The organism is Loigolactobacillus coryniformis subsp. coryniformis KCTC 3167 = DSM 20001, from assembly GCF_002706425.1.
Lineage (GTDB): Bacteria > Bacillota > Bacilli > Lactobacillales > Lactobacillaceae > Loigolactobacillus > Loigolactobacillus coryniformis.
Genome location: NZ_CP017713.1, coordinates 1,550,044 through 1,567,759, shown reverse-complemented (window position 1 = coordinate 1,567,759; position 17,716 = coordinate 1,550,044). Strand labels below are relative to the sequence as shown.

General features: G+C 40.5%; 11 protein-coding genes and 1 pseudogene. 3 read left to right on the top strand and 9 right to left on the bottom strand.

Translation table 11 applies throughout. The features are described 5' to 3' along the window. Positions 1-11 precede the first annotated feature (11 nt). Positions 12-1,717 (bottom strand): annotated as a pseudogene (locus LC20001_RS07680) (NFACT RNA binding domain-containing protein). Between the two features lie 196 nt (positions 1,718-1,913). Here LC20001_RS07680 and LC20001_RS07675 point away from each other — a divergent pair. Both LC20001_RS07675 and LC20001_RS07670 read left to right on the top strand, forming a co-directional pair. Further along, positions 1,914-2,357, top strand: a complete 444-nt coding sequence (locus tag LC20001_RS07675; protein ID WP_010009940.1) for a MarR family winged helix-turn-helix transcriptional regulator — start codon at positions 1,914-1,916, stop codon at positions 2,355-2,357. A gap of 103 nt (positions 2,358-2,460) precedes the next feature. Continuing rightward, positions 2,461-3,324: a DegV family protein gene (locus tag LC20001_RS07670; RefSeq protein ID WP_003679088.1), complete on the top strand. Its 864-nt coding sequence runs from the start codon at positions 2,461-2,463 to the stop codon at positions 3,322-3,324. 235 nt (positions 3,325-3,559) lie between these two features. Here the strand turns inward: LC20001_RS07670 and LC20001_RS07665 are convergent, their stop codons facing one another. The 6 genes from LC20001_RS07665 to parE form a co-directional block, all read right to left on the bottom strand. After that, complete coding sequence (locus LC20001_RS07665; RefSeq protein ID WP_010009941.1) at positions 3,560-4,495, bottom strand: manganese-dependent inorganic pyrophosphatase; 936 nt, start codon at positions 4,493-4,495, stop codon at positions 3,560-3,562. 223 nt (positions 4,496-4,718) lie between these two features. Then, entirely contained in the window at positions 4,719-5,681 is a 963-nt protein-coding gene (locus LC20001_RS07660; protein WP_056943263.1) for a LysR family transcriptional regulator, read from the bottom strand. A 251-nt stretch (positions 5,682-5,932) separates the two neighbouring features. Then, positions 5,933-6,754: a pyruvate formate-lyase-activating protein gene (gene pflA, locus LC20001_RS07655; RefSeq protein ID WP_003679083.1), complete on the bottom strand. Its 822-nt coding sequence runs from the start codon at positions 6,752-6,754 to the stop codon at positions 5,933-5,935. A 124-nt stretch (positions 6,755-6,878) separates the two neighbouring features. Continuing rightward, positions 6,879-9,140 (bottom strand): formate C-acetyltransferase, encoded by a 2,262-nt coding sequence (gene pflB, locus LC20001_RS07650; protein ID WP_010009944.1) that lies wholly within the window; start codon positions 9,138-9,140, stop codon positions 6,879-6,881. Between the two features lie 293 nt (positions 9,141-9,433). Then, the gene (parC, locus tag LC20001_RS07645) at positions 9,434-11,893 is read right to left on the bottom strand and encodes a DNA topoisomerase IV subunit A (protein ID WP_010009946.1); all 2,460 of its coding nucleotides are present in this window, start codon (positions 11,891-11,893) and stop codon (positions 9,434-9,436) included. A gap of 8 nt (positions 11,894-11,901) precedes the next feature. Continuing rightward, positions 11,902-13,905, bottom strand: coding sequence for a DNA topoisomerase IV subunit B (gene parE, locus LC20001_RS07640; protein ID WP_003678428.1), 2,004 nt, complete (start codon positions 13,903-13,905; stop codon positions 11,902-11,904). 476 nt (positions 13,906-14,381) lie between these two features. Between parE and plsY the strand changes: the two genes are divergently transcribed. Continuing rightward, entirely contained in the window at positions 14,382-14,987 is a 606-nt protein-coding gene (plsY, locus tag LC20001_RS07635) for a glycerol-3-phosphate 1-O-acyltransferase PlsY (protein ID WP_035446273.1), read from the top strand. Positions 14,988-15,017: 30 nt separating this feature from the next. On the opposite strand, the gene LC20001_RS07630 is transcribed toward plsY, so the two are convergent. Both LC20001_RS07630 and hslU read right to left on the bottom strand, forming a co-directional pair. Then, on the bottom strand, positions 15,018-15,911 hold the full coding sequence (locus LC20001_RS07630) for an aldose 1-epimerase family protein (RefSeq protein ID WP_003678429.1): 894 nt from the start codon (positions 15,909-15,911) through the stop codon (positions 15,018-15,020). A 101-nt stretch (positions 15,912-16,012) separates the two neighbouring features. Continuing rightward, positions 16,013-17,428: an ATP-dependent protease ATPase subunit HslU gene (hslU, locus tag LC20001_RS07625; RefSeq protein ID WP_010009948.1), complete on the bottom strand. Its 1,416-nt coding sequence runs from the start codon at positions 17,426-17,428 to the stop codon at positions 16,013-16,015. Between the last annotated feature and the right edge of the window lie 288 nt (positions 17,429-17,716).

The following is a 17,716-nucleotide window of genomic DNA, read 5'->3' as shown; positions in this document are numbered from 1 at the left end:
TTCCACTCTTTTTATGGTTGTTGACTTAATTTTTGTACGAGTTGTTCATCAGGTGTGACTGTGATCGTTTTTTGGCCGGTATAGATCACAAAGCCAGGTTTTGCTCCATTAGGTTTATGGATCTTTTTAACGGCAACGGTATCGACGGGTACAGTTGCGGATAAACGTGCTTTAGAATAATAAGCCGCTAGATTAGCCGCTTCAACCAAAGTTTGTTCACTTGGTTCAGCACTGGTAATGATCACGTGTGATCCTGGGATATCCTTAGCGTGCAACCAAATATCCGTTTTACGCGCTGTTTTTAACGTTAATCGGTCGTTTTGTAAGTTATTTTTACCCACTAAAATCTTTGTGCCATCACTGGCATAAAAAGTTTCTGGCTGACTTAATTTAGGCCGCTGCTTTTTTTGTTTGCTCTTCGTCCGTAAATAACCTTGTTGGCGTAATTCAGCTTGAATATCTTGTAAGTCTTTCGGTGCAGCTAAATCAATTTGCGTCAAAATACCTTGAAAGTAATCAATTTCTTGCTGAGTTGCTGCGAGTTGCTCGTTAACGTAGTGGACTGAGTTCTTTAACTTTTGATACTTAGTAAAATACTTTTGTGCATTCTTAGAAGGCGATAATTGATTAGCCAGGCTGATCTTAATTGGCGCTTCATCAGCGTAAAAGTTAGGCAATGTGACTTCAGTCATGCCGCGCTCAACTTTATGCAAGTAGGTAGTCAAAATTTCGCCTTTGATTCGATAAGTGTCCGCCTTTTCGGAAGCCGCTAAAGTTTGTTCAAGTTTGCGATATTTTTTCTTATTTTTCTTTAATTCATTTTGTACCAGCCGAATAAGGTCGCTGCCTTGTTGATGTACACGATCTAATTGCGCTTTATCCCGATAAAAATGATCTAATAACTCGCTTAAGCTCGCGTAGTTTGTGCGCGTACCATGCTGACTTATAAATGCGCAGGGGAGAATTGCAACTGTTTCTTAGTCGGATCATGAGTAATCGTTGGCTGAGGAGCTTGATCCAGCGTCTGGAAAAAATCGTGCCAAGCTTGATCCTGATCAGTGGCTTGTGCTAAGCGTGTGGCCAGCTCAAGCGCTGTATCAAAACCAAAACCTTGGTAAGTCTGCTGTAAAGCCTTAGCTTGCGCAAAAATATCTGGTGTTGCTGGCATCGTGCGGTACAACGGTTCTGTCGCAGTAAATGGATCAGCTTCATTTTGCTGCGGTGGGGCAATGTAGGTGGCCCCAGGTAGCAAAAGTCGGTAGCGGTTTTGATCATGAGCAACGTGGCGAATCGTATCAATGATCCGCTGATCTGCCTGATTAACTAAAACAATGTTACTATGGCGACCCATCATTTCGATAATCAATACTAAGCTCTCTTGATCACCAATTTCATTTCGTGCGGTAAAGGTCAGGTGAACGACACGATCATTATCGATTTGCTTGATCGATTTAAGAATTGCGCCATCCAAATATTTCCGCAAAGTCATGGTAAAATTAGTCGGTTTTTCTGGATTAACAAAGGGAATTTCAGTAATTTGCAAGCGTGCATAGCTCGGATGTGCTGAAAGTAGCAGCGGATAATTATGCCGATTAGCCCGAACAGTAATAATCAGTTCATTGGGATATGGCTGACTGATACGACTTAAGCGTGCACCAGTGAGTAAGGGTGACAATTCATTCACCATTGTATGGGTAAAGACGCCATCAAATGACATTTAAGCCACCTCGCTTTCATAAGTTCTCAATATGCTTCTAATTATACTTGTTTTAGGCTTCAGTGACAAAGAAGCTGAATGAAAATTTACTTGTAAGTTACAACTAGACTATTGTAGAATACAAGTAATCTAGTTTTCTTAGATCAGGACGGGCTGTAAGTGAAGTTCGGCGGATTCGTATATATGAAATTAGGAGGTGAGTTCGATCGACCCAATTTTTACCACCCTTAAACAATTTGAAGAACAGCGACAACGTTATGAGCAGCAAATTGGTCAGCAATTTGGTTTAAACCGTGCCGATGTTCGCTTATTAAGTTTTTTAACCGATGCACAACCAACGATCACTGACCTACATCATTTAACCGGGTTAGACATTTCAACGCTCAGTCGACAGCTAACTGCGTTGACACATAAAAAATTATTACAAAAACACAGTGATCAACACGATCGTCGTAAGCGGACGTTTATTCTAACCGAGCTTGGTCGTACTCAATTTCAGCACTTTCGTCAAGCTACCGCTGAGCTAGAACAAGCAATTTTAGCCAATTGGCCCGCTGATGAGCAGCAACTTCTCAAAGTTTTACTGAAACGGTTAGTTAGTAGCACCCAACGCTTAGCCCCCACTATGGTAGGTAAGTAGTAGGGTGATAGGGCGATTAAAATTTACTAGTTTCAGCTGTGAGTTAGTTGATATTATGGTATAGTTATTTAGATAATGAAAACATTAAAGTAGGTGTCCAATTATGAAAATTGCTGTTGTGACGGACAGTACAGCGTACTTACCCCAGCAATTGATCGATGAAAATAACATTACGGTGGTGCCGATTCCCGTCGTTCTAGATGGTCAAACCTATAATGAAGGTGTTGACGTCACTTCTACTGAATTCTATGAAAAACTACGGCATTCGGAAAATTTTCCTAGCACCGCACAGCCTTCAATCGGTGAAATGGTCGCTTTATACGAGCGTTTAGGCGATCAAGGTTACGATACCGTTATCAGTATTCATCTAGCCAGTACGATCTCAGGTTTTGTAAACAACTTAAAAAATGCCGCGCAGTTAGTTAAAAATACGCATGTAATCCCTTATGATTCTCAGATCACCGTTATTTTAATGGGCGAAATGGTTTTAGCAGCTGCTAAAATGGCTCAAAAAGGCAAAACGGTTGAAGAAATTCTTGCACGTTTAGATGCTTTACGCGCAACGACTAACGAATACTTCATTGTCAATGATCTGCAGAACTTAGTTCGTGGCGGCCGCTTATCCAATGCATCAGCATTTCTTGGCAGTATGTTACGAATCAAGCCAATTCTAACATTTGATGATGATTCTCATAAAATCGTGGCCTTTGAAAAAATTCGTTCATTGAAGAAAGCTTATGCACGCGTCGAAGAATTATTCGCGCAGACCGTGCAACAAACCGATTATCCGATTCATGCCTATGTGATTCACGCTAACGATGAGCCAGCAGCAATCGAGTGGCGTGATCAATTAGCCGCTAAGTATCCCCAAGTTAAATTCGATATTAGTTATTTCGGTCCTGTAGTTGGCGCACATTTAGGTGAAAAAGCCATTGCGATCGGCTGGATCAAAGATGAGATTATTTAATCAAAAAAGACACTTTTTCGAGTGTCTTTTTAATTTACCTAAAAATGGATTTTGACAAGGGGAGTCCTAAAAATCAGTTCAATAAATAGACCTAATTCTAATTCATTCATCCTAGTTTACATAATATATATTATACAAAGTAGTGTCTTTTTAATTTTATTTGATCAAACTTGCTACTTTTAGCTTAAAAAATAAACTTAGTTGCTTTATTTCAACTAAGTTTATCGTATTACTTCTATTGTTGTTCAAACGCTGCAGTTAATTGTGGGACAACTTGTTTCTTACGTGAAACCACGCCTGGTAAAACTAACCGTTGCTGTGCGTTGAGTTTTTGATCAAAGGCAGCTTCAACTGGTGCAATTGGATCACCAATAACTAAAGCTTCCGTATCACTATTCAAGATGTTAGTAACCATCAAGAAGAACAAATCATAGCCATTGTCAGCATTTGCTGTTTTAATCGCAGTTTCAAAATCAGCTTGGCGTTTAAAGATATCGTTAACGTCAACGGTGTTGATTTGTGCGACCCGCACGTTTTTACCAGCTAAAGTAAATGATTTAGCATCAGCATCGATCAAATCAGCGGCTGATTTACCGTCAACGTTAGTACCAGCACGTAATTCTTCCAAACCATACTTATTAGCGTCAACACCCGCAATTTCAGCTAATTCCTTGATAGCCGCTTTATCTTCATCAGTCGTTGTTGGTGATTTCATCAATAACGTATCTGAAATGATTGCTGATAGCATCAAACCAGCTAATTGCTTCGGAATTTCAATGTTGCTTTCATGATATAGTTTAGTGATGATCGTGCTAGTGCAACCAACGGGTTCAGCGCGATAATACAATGGATTAGTTGTTTCAAAGTTAGCGATTCGATGATGATCAACGACGGCAACAACTTGCACCTGATCACGATCAGCAACACTTTGCTGTGCTTCGTTATGGTCAACTAAAATAACTTCTTTAACTTCGTTAGCCACTGTTTCAACGACACGTGGTGCTGTGGCGTTGAAACAGTCTAAAACGTACTTAGTTTCGTCATTAGGCGTTCCTAAGGCTACGGCCTCAGTATCGGCACCTAATTCGTTTAACAGATGGCTATAGGCCATTGCAGCAACAATTGCATCAGTATCTGGATTTTGATGGCCAAAAACCAATTGTTTATTCATAAAAAACACTCCCTATAAATTTGTGAACTATTCGTCTGTTTAGACAAATTTCTGGGAACACACGAAAACCACATGAACATTGTACTCATGTGGTTTTTATGCTATTAACCACGGCACGTCCCATACCCACTAAGTTATATTAGTAGCGTTTACTACTAACAATCGTAATTAATTATAGCACGGTGGCTATATAGTGTGGCAAGTTATCTTGGTAAATTCGTGGTTATTCAGTTTCTGTTGTGGCCTTAAGCCGTGAAATATAATCTTCGGCCTTGATATAATCATCAAATGCATCCAAGAAGCTAGCAATTCGTGGTATTTGATCTTTATCTTGCCGGAAAACAAATGCCAAATCAAAGTGAATTGCCGGATCAAATGAAGCAACGTATGAATCAATGTCTGCCTGATGGGCCTGCACAAATGAATTTGGTAAAGCTGTATAAGTCTGCGTTGAACGCGCAAACCGCAAGATTTGATTAGGTGTTGTAAAGTGAGCTACGATATTGGGCGCATCAACTAATTGATTCTTATACGATTCATTGATCAGTGAATTTAGATAATAACGTTCGGGATAAGTGACCCAATTATTATCGATTGTATCCTTATATTTGATCTTCTTACGTTTGGCTAATTTTTGATTATGATGCAAGAATAATAAATCTTCATTGAGGATCTTCTTGGATTTATATGGTTTCCAGTTTTTGATACTGTCATCGGGTAGATACATAACCGCTAAATCGATCTGGTTGGTTTCTAAGCGCTCCCAGATCTCTTTACGTGTCAGCATATGGAAACTTAATTCAATCTCAGGATTTTCCTTATAATAATGAATGGCAAAATCTTCCAAAACGCGATCCTCAATGGAAGCTAATAAACCAATTGAAATCTTACCTTGAGTTGCACTCGTCGTTTGCTGAATCTCATCAGTTGCCTGATTTAATAATTCATAAATTTCGTGCGTTGTTTGTAACATTGTTCGGCCGGCATCAGATAGATGTAACTTCTTACCTACCGAATAAAATAATGGTGCTTCTACACTACGTTCCAACTTTTTAATTTGTTGGGTTAAAGCAGGCTGCGTAATGCCAAGCAGTTGGGCAGCTTGCGTGTAATTCATCGTTTCCGCGAGCTGTAAAAAATAAGTCAACGTTTTAGATGAAAAAATGTTTTCCTGTTTGGTTTTCAAAACGTGATCCCCCTTCAATATACTTGATGCTTATACTAATAATAACCTAAAGCTTTACATAAAGACAATTATTTCATTGTGAAAAATAGTTAAGCGGAATCTGACGCACTGCTGATAATTATACAATAATATGCAATCAAAATTGTGACTATAATCTGAATTTTTCATTAAAAAAATAATAGCCCCCACTTCCCTAGCTAGTTTACCAGCATTAGGCGGTGGACGCTACTATTATAAACTAAACTTACTAATTATGCTCTAGAATAATTAGGATATTGCTGATAATTGGTGTAATCAGTAGTATGCAATAACTTCTCAGCATTTTTGACCCGTGCCTGGGTCGGTGGTTCAATGCCATCCAATGGATAATCGATTCCTAATTCTTCATACTTAGAAACGCCCATTGTATGGTATGGCAATACTTCAACTTTATCAACGATTGGTGCGATAGTTTTAATATAATTACCGATCTGAATCAATTCAGTATCAAAATCAGTCCGTTGTGGCACTAACACATGACGAATCCAAACGTGTTTATCATGTTCTAACATGTAACTCAACATATCAAAGATATTTTCATTACTCCAGCCAGTCAAACGCTTATGCTCACGTGGATTGATCTGCTTAATATCAACTAATGAAATATCAGTATACCGCATTAATTCTTCAAATTTATCAAACCAAGGTTGTTTCCGGGTAAACGGTTGGCCACAGGTATCCAAACAAGTCCGAATTCCTTTAGCCTTAGCTTTCTTAAATAAATCGATCAAGAAATCGATCTGAAGTAAAGCTTCACCACCACTGGTAGTAATGCCACCCTGCTTACCCCAGAATGCTCTATATCGCTCAGCGTCAGCTAATACTTGATCTGCAGTCATTTCATCACCAACGCCCTGATTCCAAGTGTCAGGATTATGGCAGAATTGACAACGCATCCGACACCCCTGTAAGAAAAGTACGTAACGAATACCAGGTCCATCAACTGAACCAAATGTTTCTATTGAGTGCACGTAGCCAATTGGTGTTTCGTCTGCTACTGCAACTGATGATTGTTCTTGTTCAAAAATTTTCATCTCATCACCCCATCATTTAAATCCATCATTCACTTTCTAGTAAAATACTTAAACCGAATTTAAGTACTTTACTAGAAAGTGGATGAATCATAATCAATCCATCCACTTTCAAAAACGAAAACTATTACATTGCTTCGAAGTATGTCCGCGAAATAACGTCGTCTTGTTGTTCCTTAGTTAAATCTGCAAAGTAGACACAGTAACCAGAAACACGAACGGTCAATGTTGGATACTTTTCAGGATGAGCTTGTGCATCTTTCAAGGTATCACGATTGAAGACGTTGATATTCAAATGCATACCTTTGTTTTCCATGTACCCGTCAACCATGTTAACTAAAGTATCTTCTTGACTACTAATATCATTACCTAAGGTCCGTGGTGTTACCCCAAAGGTATTGGAGATACCGTCACGAGCATACTTATAAGGAATCTTAGCTGTTGATAACAAGGAAGCTAAGGCACCATTTTGTTCTGCACCATATGCTGGGTTAGCACCAGGTGAGAATGGTTCGCCGGCTTGACGACCATTAGGTGTAGTACCAGTGTTCTTACCATAAACAACGTTAGAAGTAATGGTCAAAACAGAAGTTGATAATTTAGCACCATGATATAAATGATGTTTATTCATCTTGTCAAACAACTTCTTAACTAACATCTTAGCAATGTTATCAGCACGATCATCATTGTTACCATAACGTGGATAGTCATGATCAGCTTTGAAGTCAACTGCAATACCATCTTCGTCACGAATAACTTTAACATGACCATACTTGATTGCAGAAAGCGAATCTGTTGCGTGTGATAAACCAGAAATACCAGTTGCAAAGGTGTAATCTAAGCGTGAGTTCTTCAAGCATAATTGTTCTGCTTCATAGTCATACTTATCATGCATATAATGAATGGCATTTAAGGCATTAACATAAACGTCAGCAACCCAGTCTAATTGACGATCAAATTTCTCCATAAAGTCATCATAGTCAATATATTCAGTAGTAATTGGTTCAGCTGCTGGTCCAACTTGAGCACGGCCCATTTCATCAACACCACCATTGATGGCATATAAAACGGTTTTAGCCATATTAGCACGAGCACCAAAGAATTGAACACCATCAGCAATTGGTTGTGCAGAAACACAGCAAGCAATGCCGTAGTAGTCAGTACCCCATTCGTTACGCATTAATGCATCATTTTCATATTGAATCGTTGAACTATCAATTGAAACTTTTGTAGCATAACGTTTGAAGCCGTCTGGTAAGCGCTTGTCCCATAATAACGTAATGTTAGGTTCTGGTGCAGCCCCCATGTTTTCCAATGTCTTCAAAACACGGAAACTAGTCTTATTAACATGATGACGGCCATCCATACCAACACCGGCCATTGAAAGTGTGGCCCAGATAGGATCACCAGAGAACAAATCATTGTAATCAGTTGTCCGAATGAAGCGAACCATCCGTAACTTCATAACAAATTGATCAATTAACTCTTGTGCGTGCTTTTCATCAAGTAAGCCACGATCAAGGTCACGTTGGATAAAGATATCCAAGAATGAGTCGATCCGGCCAACAGACATTGCAGCACCGTTTTGTGTTTTAACTGCGGCTAAATAACCGAAGTAAACCCACTGAACGGCTTCCTGAGCTGTTTTGGCTGGTTTTGAAATATCAAAGCCGTAGCTAGCAGCCATTTTCTTCATACCTTTTAAGGCTTTAACTTGATCAGCGATTTGTTCACGTAATTGGATAACGTCATTAGTCATTTCACCATCGCCAACATTACCGTGATCAGCGATCTTGTCTTCGATCAAACGATCGATACCATATAGCGCAACACGTGGCAAATCAGGGATAATCCGGCCACGACCATAAGCATCAGGAAGACCAGTAATAATCTTATAGTGACGAGCTTTACGCATATCAGGTGTGTAAACATCGAATACACCTTGGTTATGTGTTTTACGCCATTCAGTAAAGATCTGATGCATCTTCGGATCAGTCTTGAAACCATAAGCTTCGAGGGCATCTTCTGCCATCCGGATACCACCATAAGGCATGAATGCACGTTTCAAAGGTTTGTCAGTCTGTAAGCCAACAATTTTTTCTAAATCTTTTTCAATATAGCCAGGGCCATGAGAAGTTAAAGTTGCGGGAACGTCATTATCAGCGTCAAGTACACCGCCGGCTTCACGTTCTTGTTTCTTCAAAGCCATAACTTTGTTATTTAAGGTTGTGGTTGCTTCAGTTGGGCCAGCTAGGAAACTTTCGTCACCATCGTATTGTACTAAATTTTGCTGGATGAAATCACGAACGTCAATTGAATCTTGCCAGTCGCCGCCGTTGAATCCTTCCCAATAATCTGTGGTCGTGTCATTTGCTTGGAGCTGTTTCATAATTGAGTGCCTCCTTAAATGTCAAACATTAATGTAACAGTTTTCATAAGTTAGTATAACATAAAATGTTCGTTATGCAAGCCCTTTCCCTGATTTTATTTTAGTTTTTTTTATGAATATTTCGGGAAAAAATCCAATTGGGACAACCATAAGAATAATCGATACCGCCATTATTTATTTTTTGCTTGAATAATTTATTTTTTGTTCTGTTCCACTTTTTTATATAACAGTTTGATTATATATTATAACAGAAACAAAAAAGCAATCGCGAATGCGATTGCTCAAAATTAAGATTATTCAGCTTGTGCAAATTGGATTTTAGGGTAGCCAATTACCGGTGTACCAGTTTTTTCAGTGTCAAGAACAAAGGAACCGTTTGAATAACGATCACTGATGGGATGTTCATCCGGCGTTAAGAAAAACGTCTGTCGTGTATCTGTTTGTACCAATAATTTTGCAGCGGCTGGTAACGGGCCAGTCATGATCTGAACCCGATGTGGATTACGTTTTAACTCGCGCAAAATCAGCATACCACGACGAGCGCGGCTAGTTTCAGTGATTTCCTGCACGTCCATCCGTTTCAATGCACCCCGTTGAGTAATGATCGTGACGGGAGTTGCTTTTTCACGTGGCACTAGCACTGCATTGACCACATGATCGCCATCCTTAAGTGCCATTGACTTAGTTCCGGCAGCTTTAGCACCGATCACCGGCACTTCACTAAGTGGGTAACGCAAACCATAACCAGTATAGCTGGCCAAGAAAACATCATATTGCGCCACTTCATCTGGTTGAATATAGATGACATCCGTTACAAAGGCAGACTCATCTTTTAGCCGCATAGCTTGTGCGGCACGTGATTTGTAAGCACGACCAGGCAAAAATTCACTAAATTCTGTCTGTTTGATATAACCATCAGTTGTGGTCAGCACAAACTGGCCACCCTGTTTTAATTCACTGAAAGCAAAAGTACGAATGATTGCCTCATCGGCGGCTAAACCGATCGTCTGTGAAATATGTTCACCAGTATCCTTCCAACGAGCATCGCTGATCTCATAAACTGGCCGATAGATCACGTGACCTTTGTTAGTAAACATAAACAAGTGATTTAGCGTACTCAACTGTTGTTGGAAGATCAAAAAGTCTTCGTCTTTCAAGCCATTATCATCATCGGTCGATGAGTTATAAGAACGTAAACTACTGCGTTTAAGATAACCATCGTGACTGACAGCTACAATGACAGCCTCATCAGCAACGACCACCTTTGTATCAACTTTTAGTGATTCGATCTCTGCTTGAATCTCACTGAGACGCTTGTTGCCATAATCATGATCGATCTGGCGGAGTTGTGCTTTAAGTACACGGCCCAATTCTTTTGGTTCAGCTAAGATCTTTTCTAACTTGGCGATCTGCTTATCTAAGTCAGCCTGTTCTTTTTGTAGAGCGGTAATATCTGTATTGGTTAACCGATACAGTTGTAACGAAACAATTGCTTCCGCCTGCGGTTCGGTAAATTGGAAAGCAGCGACTAAATTGTCTTTCGCGTTCTTTTTATTTTTACTTTGCCGAATCACTTTAATCACTTGATCTAAAATCGATAGTGCTTTGATCAAACCTAGTACAATATGCTGCCGGGCTTGTGCCTTGTCCAAATCAAAATGGGTCCGGCGTGTGATCACGATTTGTTGGTGCTCTAAGTAAGCCATCAATAATTGCTTTAAGCCTAATTGATCTGGCCGCTGATGGTTGATTGCCACCATATTAAAGTTATAAGTGACTTGAAGATCGGTATTCTTTAAAAGATAAGTCAAAATACCTTGCGCATTCGCGCCCTTCTTAAGCTCAACCACAATCGATAAACCACGGCGATCAGATTCATCACGGACTTCAGAAATACCGTCTACTTTTTTCAGAATACGAATTTCATCCATTTTTTTGACTAGTTGCGCCTTGTTAACTTCATAGGGTAACTCGCTGATCACAATCTGTTCACGACCACCACGTAGGGTAACTGTTTCGGTACGTGAACGAACGACAATCCGACCACGGCCAGTTTCATACGCTTGTTTGATCCCATCAAGGCCTTGGATGATCCCACCAGTTGGAAAATCAGGGCCTTTAACAAAGGTCATCAACTTATCCAAAGTCGCATCGGGATGATCCAGTAAATAAATTAAGGCTTGAATCACTTCACCAAGATTATGCGGTGGGATTTCAGTTGCGTAACCAGCGGAGATCCCAGTCGCACCGTTGACCAACAAGTTAGGGAACCTTGCTGGTAAAACGGTTGGTTCTTCTTCAGTATCATCAAAGTTAGGTACAAAATCAACGGTTTTCTTATCAATATCTTGTAACATTTCACCAGCGATCTTGCTCAGACGCGCTTCGGTATAACGCATTGCTGCTGGCGGATCACCATCCATTGAACCATTGTTACCGTGCATGTCGATCAATGGTGCCCGTAGTTTCCAATCTTGGCTCAGACGGACCATTGCTTCATAGATACTAGAATCACCATGGGGATGAAAATTACCCATAACATTACCAACCGACTTAGCTGATTTACGGAAACCTTTATCATAGGTATTGCCATCACGATTCATTGCGTATAAGATACGCCGCTGAACTGGTTTTAAGCCATCACGGATATCCGGTAAGGCACGTTCTTGAATAATATATTTGGAATAGCGACCAAAGCGATCGCCCATAACTTCTTCTAAAGTTAATTCTTGAATGTTCTGTTGATTACTCATTTACTCACTCACTTTGCTGCTTGATCAGGTGTGTCAGATGCCACACTGTTAGCGGTATGATTAGCTGTTTTTGTCTCTAAAATACTGCCTTCTTCAGCCATTGAAAATTGAACATGACTTTCGATCCATTTACGTCGCGGTGCAACTTTATCGCCCATCAAGGTAGTGACACGGCGTTCCGCTAGAGCGGCGTCATCGATTCGAACTCGGATCAAAGTCCGTGATTCCGGATTCATTGTCGTTTCCCATAACTGATCAGCGTTCATTTCACCAAGACCTTTGTAACGCTGTAAACTACTCCCTTTACCAAAAGTCTTCATTTCAGCAGCTAATTCATCATCGGTCCAAGCATAGCGGATCTGCAGATTTTTGCCACTACCTTTTTGTAGGCGATACAACGGTGGTAAGGCAATATAAACCTTACCCGCCTCAATCAGTGGTTTCATATAACGATAAAAGAACGTCAGTAATAAGATCTGAATATGGGCACCATCGGTATCCGCATCGGTCATGATAATGATCTTATCGTAATTACTGTCTTCAACGGAAAATTCGGGACCAACACCGGCACCGATCGTGTAGATCATAGTGCTGATTTCTTCATTTTTGAGAATATCATCCATTTTCGCCTTTTGGGTATTAATAACTTTACCCCGTAATGGCAAAATCGCCTGAAATTTGCGGTCACGCCCCTGTTTAGCTGAGCCACCGGCAGAATCTCCTTCGACGAGATAAAGTTCGTTACGCTTGCTATTACGCGACTGTGCGGGGGTTAATTTACCCGAGAGTAAACGCTCAGTTTTCTTTTTACGTTTGCCATTACGACTTTCATCACGTGCTTTGCGGGCAGCTTGACGGGCTTCACGCGCTTTTAAGGCCTTTTTGACCATCATTTGCGCGAAGTCACCGTTTTCTAGCAGATAGTAAGCCAATTGCTCACCAATCACATTATCAACGGCAGCACGGGCCTGTGGTGTCCCTAATTTACCCTTGGTTTGCCCTTCAAATTGTAAGATTTCCTCGGGAATACGAATAGAAATGACCGCCGACAGCCCTTCACGGACATCACTACCCTCAAGATTTTTATCTTTTTCTTTTAATAAATTAACTTTGCGCGCATAGTCATTGAACGAGCGCGTCAAGGCGGTTTTCATACCGGCTTCATGGCTGCCACCATCATTGGTCCGCACATTATTGACAAAGGACAAGATATTCTCTGAATAACCATCATTGTACTGACCGGCAAACTCAACTTGGATACCATCTTTTTCGCCAGAGAAAAACATCGTTGGTCCCAACGTATCTTTGTCTTCGTTTAAATAGTCGACAAATTCTTTGATACCATCCTCATAATGATAAACTTCTTGTCGGCCTTCACCACGTTCATCAGTAAAAACAAACTTGACATCACGCAACAAAAAGGCTGACTCACGGATTCTTTCAGCTAACACATTATAATTAAAGTCTATAGTTGTAAAGATCGTAGCATCTGGCTTAAATGTAATCGTTGTTCCTGTAGCTTCCCGCGTTTTACCTAACTTCTTTAATGTGCCCACGGGCTGACCACCGTTACGAAATGTTTCTTGAAATTTTTTGCCATCACGCACGACGGTTGCCGTCATTGACTCAGATAACGCGTTAACGACACTAGAACCGACCCCATGTAATCCACCAGATGTTTTGTAACCGCCTTGGCCGAATTTCCCACCGGCATGTAAGACAGTTAAAATAACTTCAATAGTTGGAATACCAGACGCATGCATACCAGTTGGCATGCCGCGACCAAAATCACGGACAGTCACACTATTATCTTTATGGATGGTCACATCGATTTCTTTACCGTAACCAGCTAAAGCTTCATCGACAGCATTATCGACAATTTCATAGACTAAATGATGCAGTCCCTTGCTATCGGTCGAGCCGATGTACATACCAGGACGCTTACGAACCGCTTCTAATCCTTGTAGGACTTGAATCGAAGCGTCATTATAAGCCGTTTGGGTTTCTTTCATCAAACAAAAACTCCTTTACAGAACTAATTCATTTATTGATCGTGAGTGGCACAAAAACGCTAGTCAAAGACTAGCCGATCATCAGACTTTTTGTAGCTCTAGCACCTAAAACAAAAATCAATGCGAGCTAAAATTGTTGGTTAACGTCGTGATGTTGCGCACAAGATACTATCTTACCTTATGCGAATCCATTTGAAAAGTCAAAGCAGAACAAATGTTCGTTACCCTATTTTAACACATATTCAGGCTCATTAGTGGAGGAAATATCCCAGTAGCTTGTTTTAGCTGTTATCTAGTATGGCTTGCAGGGGCAAAACATGCTAAAATACAGACTGTCACTAGACTTGCGCATTCATTTTCATATGAAGCCTGTTTAATTTAATTGGACAGTTGCGCCTGAAATAATAAATATATTTCGCATAAAATTATCCACTATTAGTGGGACTATAGGAGGCAATATTTTGAAACTTGCATTAATGCTCGTCTGTGCCTACCTGCTGGGGTCCATTCCTTCAGGTTTATGGCTAGGTAGATACGTTTATCATAAGGATATCCGGACATTAGGTAGCGGTAATATTGGGACCACCAATACCTTTCGTGTCTTAGGTAAAAAAGCTGGCTTGATCGTTTTATTCATGGATATGTTCAAAGGCACATTGGCAGCAGCATTGCCGTATTTCTTCGGTAGCTTCAGCCACCCGTATTATAGTCCGATATTAATCGGCTTGGCCGCAGTTGTTGGTCATGGTTTCTCGATCTTTGATCATTTTCATGGTGGCAAGGCAGTGGCAACTAGTGCCGGTATGGTACTCGCTTATAATCCACTATTTTTCTTGCTCTGCTGGCTAGTATTCGGTAGCCTAGTCTACTTTACCCGAATGGTCAGTGTTGCTAGCACGTTAGGAATGGTGATCATTTTCGGCTTATCGTTTTTCTTCCACGATCCACTACTCAGCAGTGTTGCCTTTATTCTGATGTGTTTTATCATCTACATGCATCGCGATAATTTTAAACGGATTCGCAACGGAACTGAAAATAAAGTTCCATTCGGGTTCGGTTATCATAAGAATTCGTCCAAATAAAAACGAGGCTCAGGCCTCGTTTTTTTGTTGCTAAAATGCACGTCGTTGATGAGCAGTGATCGTAAAGCTGCCAGTAAAATCAGCACCGGCTGCTAATTGGTTGATCCCCATTTTTTCCGTTAATTCACCGCTAGTCTCTAAATTATCGGCAATTCCCCACCATGGTTCGATACAAACAAAATTACCAGTAGTCGGATAAGGTGACCAAATACCTGTATAAGGCGCATCAGGAACGCTCACCGAAATACCTTGATGATTATGATCATTTTTCAGCGTAAATGTGTTCGGCTGATGTAGTTCATAAATCAAAGCGTCACCGCTAAATAAATCGTGCGACAAATCATGATCAGTATCAGTTGACGCTAGTGTCTTGTGTGCAGCATCATTGAATGGTCCGACCAACGGAATTTGTACCCGAGATTTCTTTGGTTCATAACTGATGTAATAGTCTTCAAACTTATTTTCATCCGTTAATGGAATGTTAAAGCCGGGATGACCACCGACGGAGAAGTATAAGTCTTCTTTTTCAGCAGGATTATGCACGAAATAAGTGACTTCAAGTTCGTTGTCGACTAATTGATAGGTTACTGTAAGTTCGAACGCAAATGGATAAATTTGCCAGCTTTGTTCATCATCAGTCAATTGAAAACTGATCGTTGTGGCTTCATGATTGACTACCTTAAAGTCACGGTCGCGGGCAAAACCATGTTGCCCCATATGGTAAGTCTTGCCTTGATAATGATATTCGTCATTTTTTAAACGTCCGACAAAAGGAAAAAGAATCGGTGCATGACGGCCCCAGATCTGCGGATCGGCTTGCCAAATATATTCAGTACCAGAATCTAATGAGATCAGATTGGTTAACTCGGCACCTTTTTCGGTGAAGTTCGCCTGTAAAAATTGATTTTTGATTGAAAGTGACATATTTGCCCTCCAACTCCACAATAGTGGTTGATTTTTGTATCAAAGTTTTAGATATTCCAGCTATTAGCCGGATCACCAATAGCAACACCTAACAGCTAGCACTACAGAATATAGCGGCTAAGATCTTTATTCGCCACGATATCACCAATTTTATCGTTAACGTATTTTTCAGTGATCGTAATGTCGCCCATTTCCATGTCGGGACCTTCATAGAGAATATCTTCTAATAACTTCTCTAAAATCGTGTGTAAACGCCGTGCACCAATGTTTTCAGTTTCATGATTGACATCATAAGCAATCTCCGCGATTCGTTCGATTGCTTCTTTGGTGAAGGTGGTATGAATGTTATCTGTAGCGATCATTGCCATATATTGCTTGATCAAAGCGTTATTTGGTTCAGTCAAAATACGGACGAAGTCTTCCTTGGATAAATCATCTAGTTCGACCCGGATCGGTAAACGACCTTGTAATTCAGCAATCAAATCACTCGGTTTGCTGTCAGCAAAAGCGCCAGAAGCAATGAATAGGATGTGGTCAGTATTGATCGTACCATATTTGGTCGTAATCGCAGACCCTTCAACGATTGGTAAAATATCGCGTTGAACCCCTTCACGAGAAACTTCGCCGCTATTTTTTTGACCATTTGCCGTGATCTTGTCAATTTCGTCGATGAAAATGATGCCGGTATTCTCAGCACGTTGAATTGCGTCATGATAAATATCAGCGTCGTTGACGAGCTTTTCGGCTTCTTCCTTGATCAAAACTTCGCGAGCTTCCTTAACAGAAACGGTCCGTTTGATCTTACGTTTTGGTGTTAACGCGCCTAAGGTCTCACTAAGATCGATACCCATTTGGCCCATCATGTTGTTATTCATGGCTACAGCTTGTTTAGGATCATCCATTTCGATGGTCACTTCTTCATTTTCTAAAAGACCACGGTCTAGCTGTTCTTTAACTGATAGCCGTTGGTCACGGACTGTATCCGTTACTTCTTCTTTCTCTTCATTGTTTTGCAATGGATTTTGGCCATTTTGCATGGCAGTGAAAGCATTCATCAAGCTTTGCATTTGGTTTTGTTGTGTGGGTTGTTTTTTGACGCCAGGAACCAATAATTTTACTAAACGTTTGTCAGCTTCACGACTAGCTTCAGCATGAACATTTTTATATTGAATTTTACGTTCCATTTCGATAGCAACATCCACTAGATCACGGACCATCGATTCAACATCACGACCGACGTAGCCCACTTCAGTAAATTTAGTCGCTTCGACCTTCACAAATGGTGCCGAAACAATTTTAGCTAGCCGACGGGCAATTTCAGTTTTACCGACCCCAGTCGGGCCGATCATTAACATGTTTTTCGGGGTGATCTCTTCTTGCATATCTTGGGCAAGTTGCATCCGGCGATAACGATTACGTAAAGCAACGGCGATCGCTCGTTTAGCGTCATGTTGACCGATGACATATTCGTCTAAAGCGGCCACGATTTGTTTTGGTGTTTTTTCAGCTGGTTGCATAGGTAAACTCCTTATCTCTACTCCACAATAGTGGTTATTTTTTGTACCAAAAATTTCTGATGTTACGGACGATGACCATTCTTGTGGTAAAGACCGTACCGCAAGAAACATGGCTCTACGCCACAATACATGGGTATTTTATACTAAGCTTTCGCTACGGTTATTTTATCCTGAATTATGCATATCTTTTCCTAAACCTTAACGAGAATGCTGCTACACCATCGTTTTACCTTTGATTGAGGGTTTCACCAAAATGGTGTACCAAAAAAGCACCTTCCGTGTTATTGT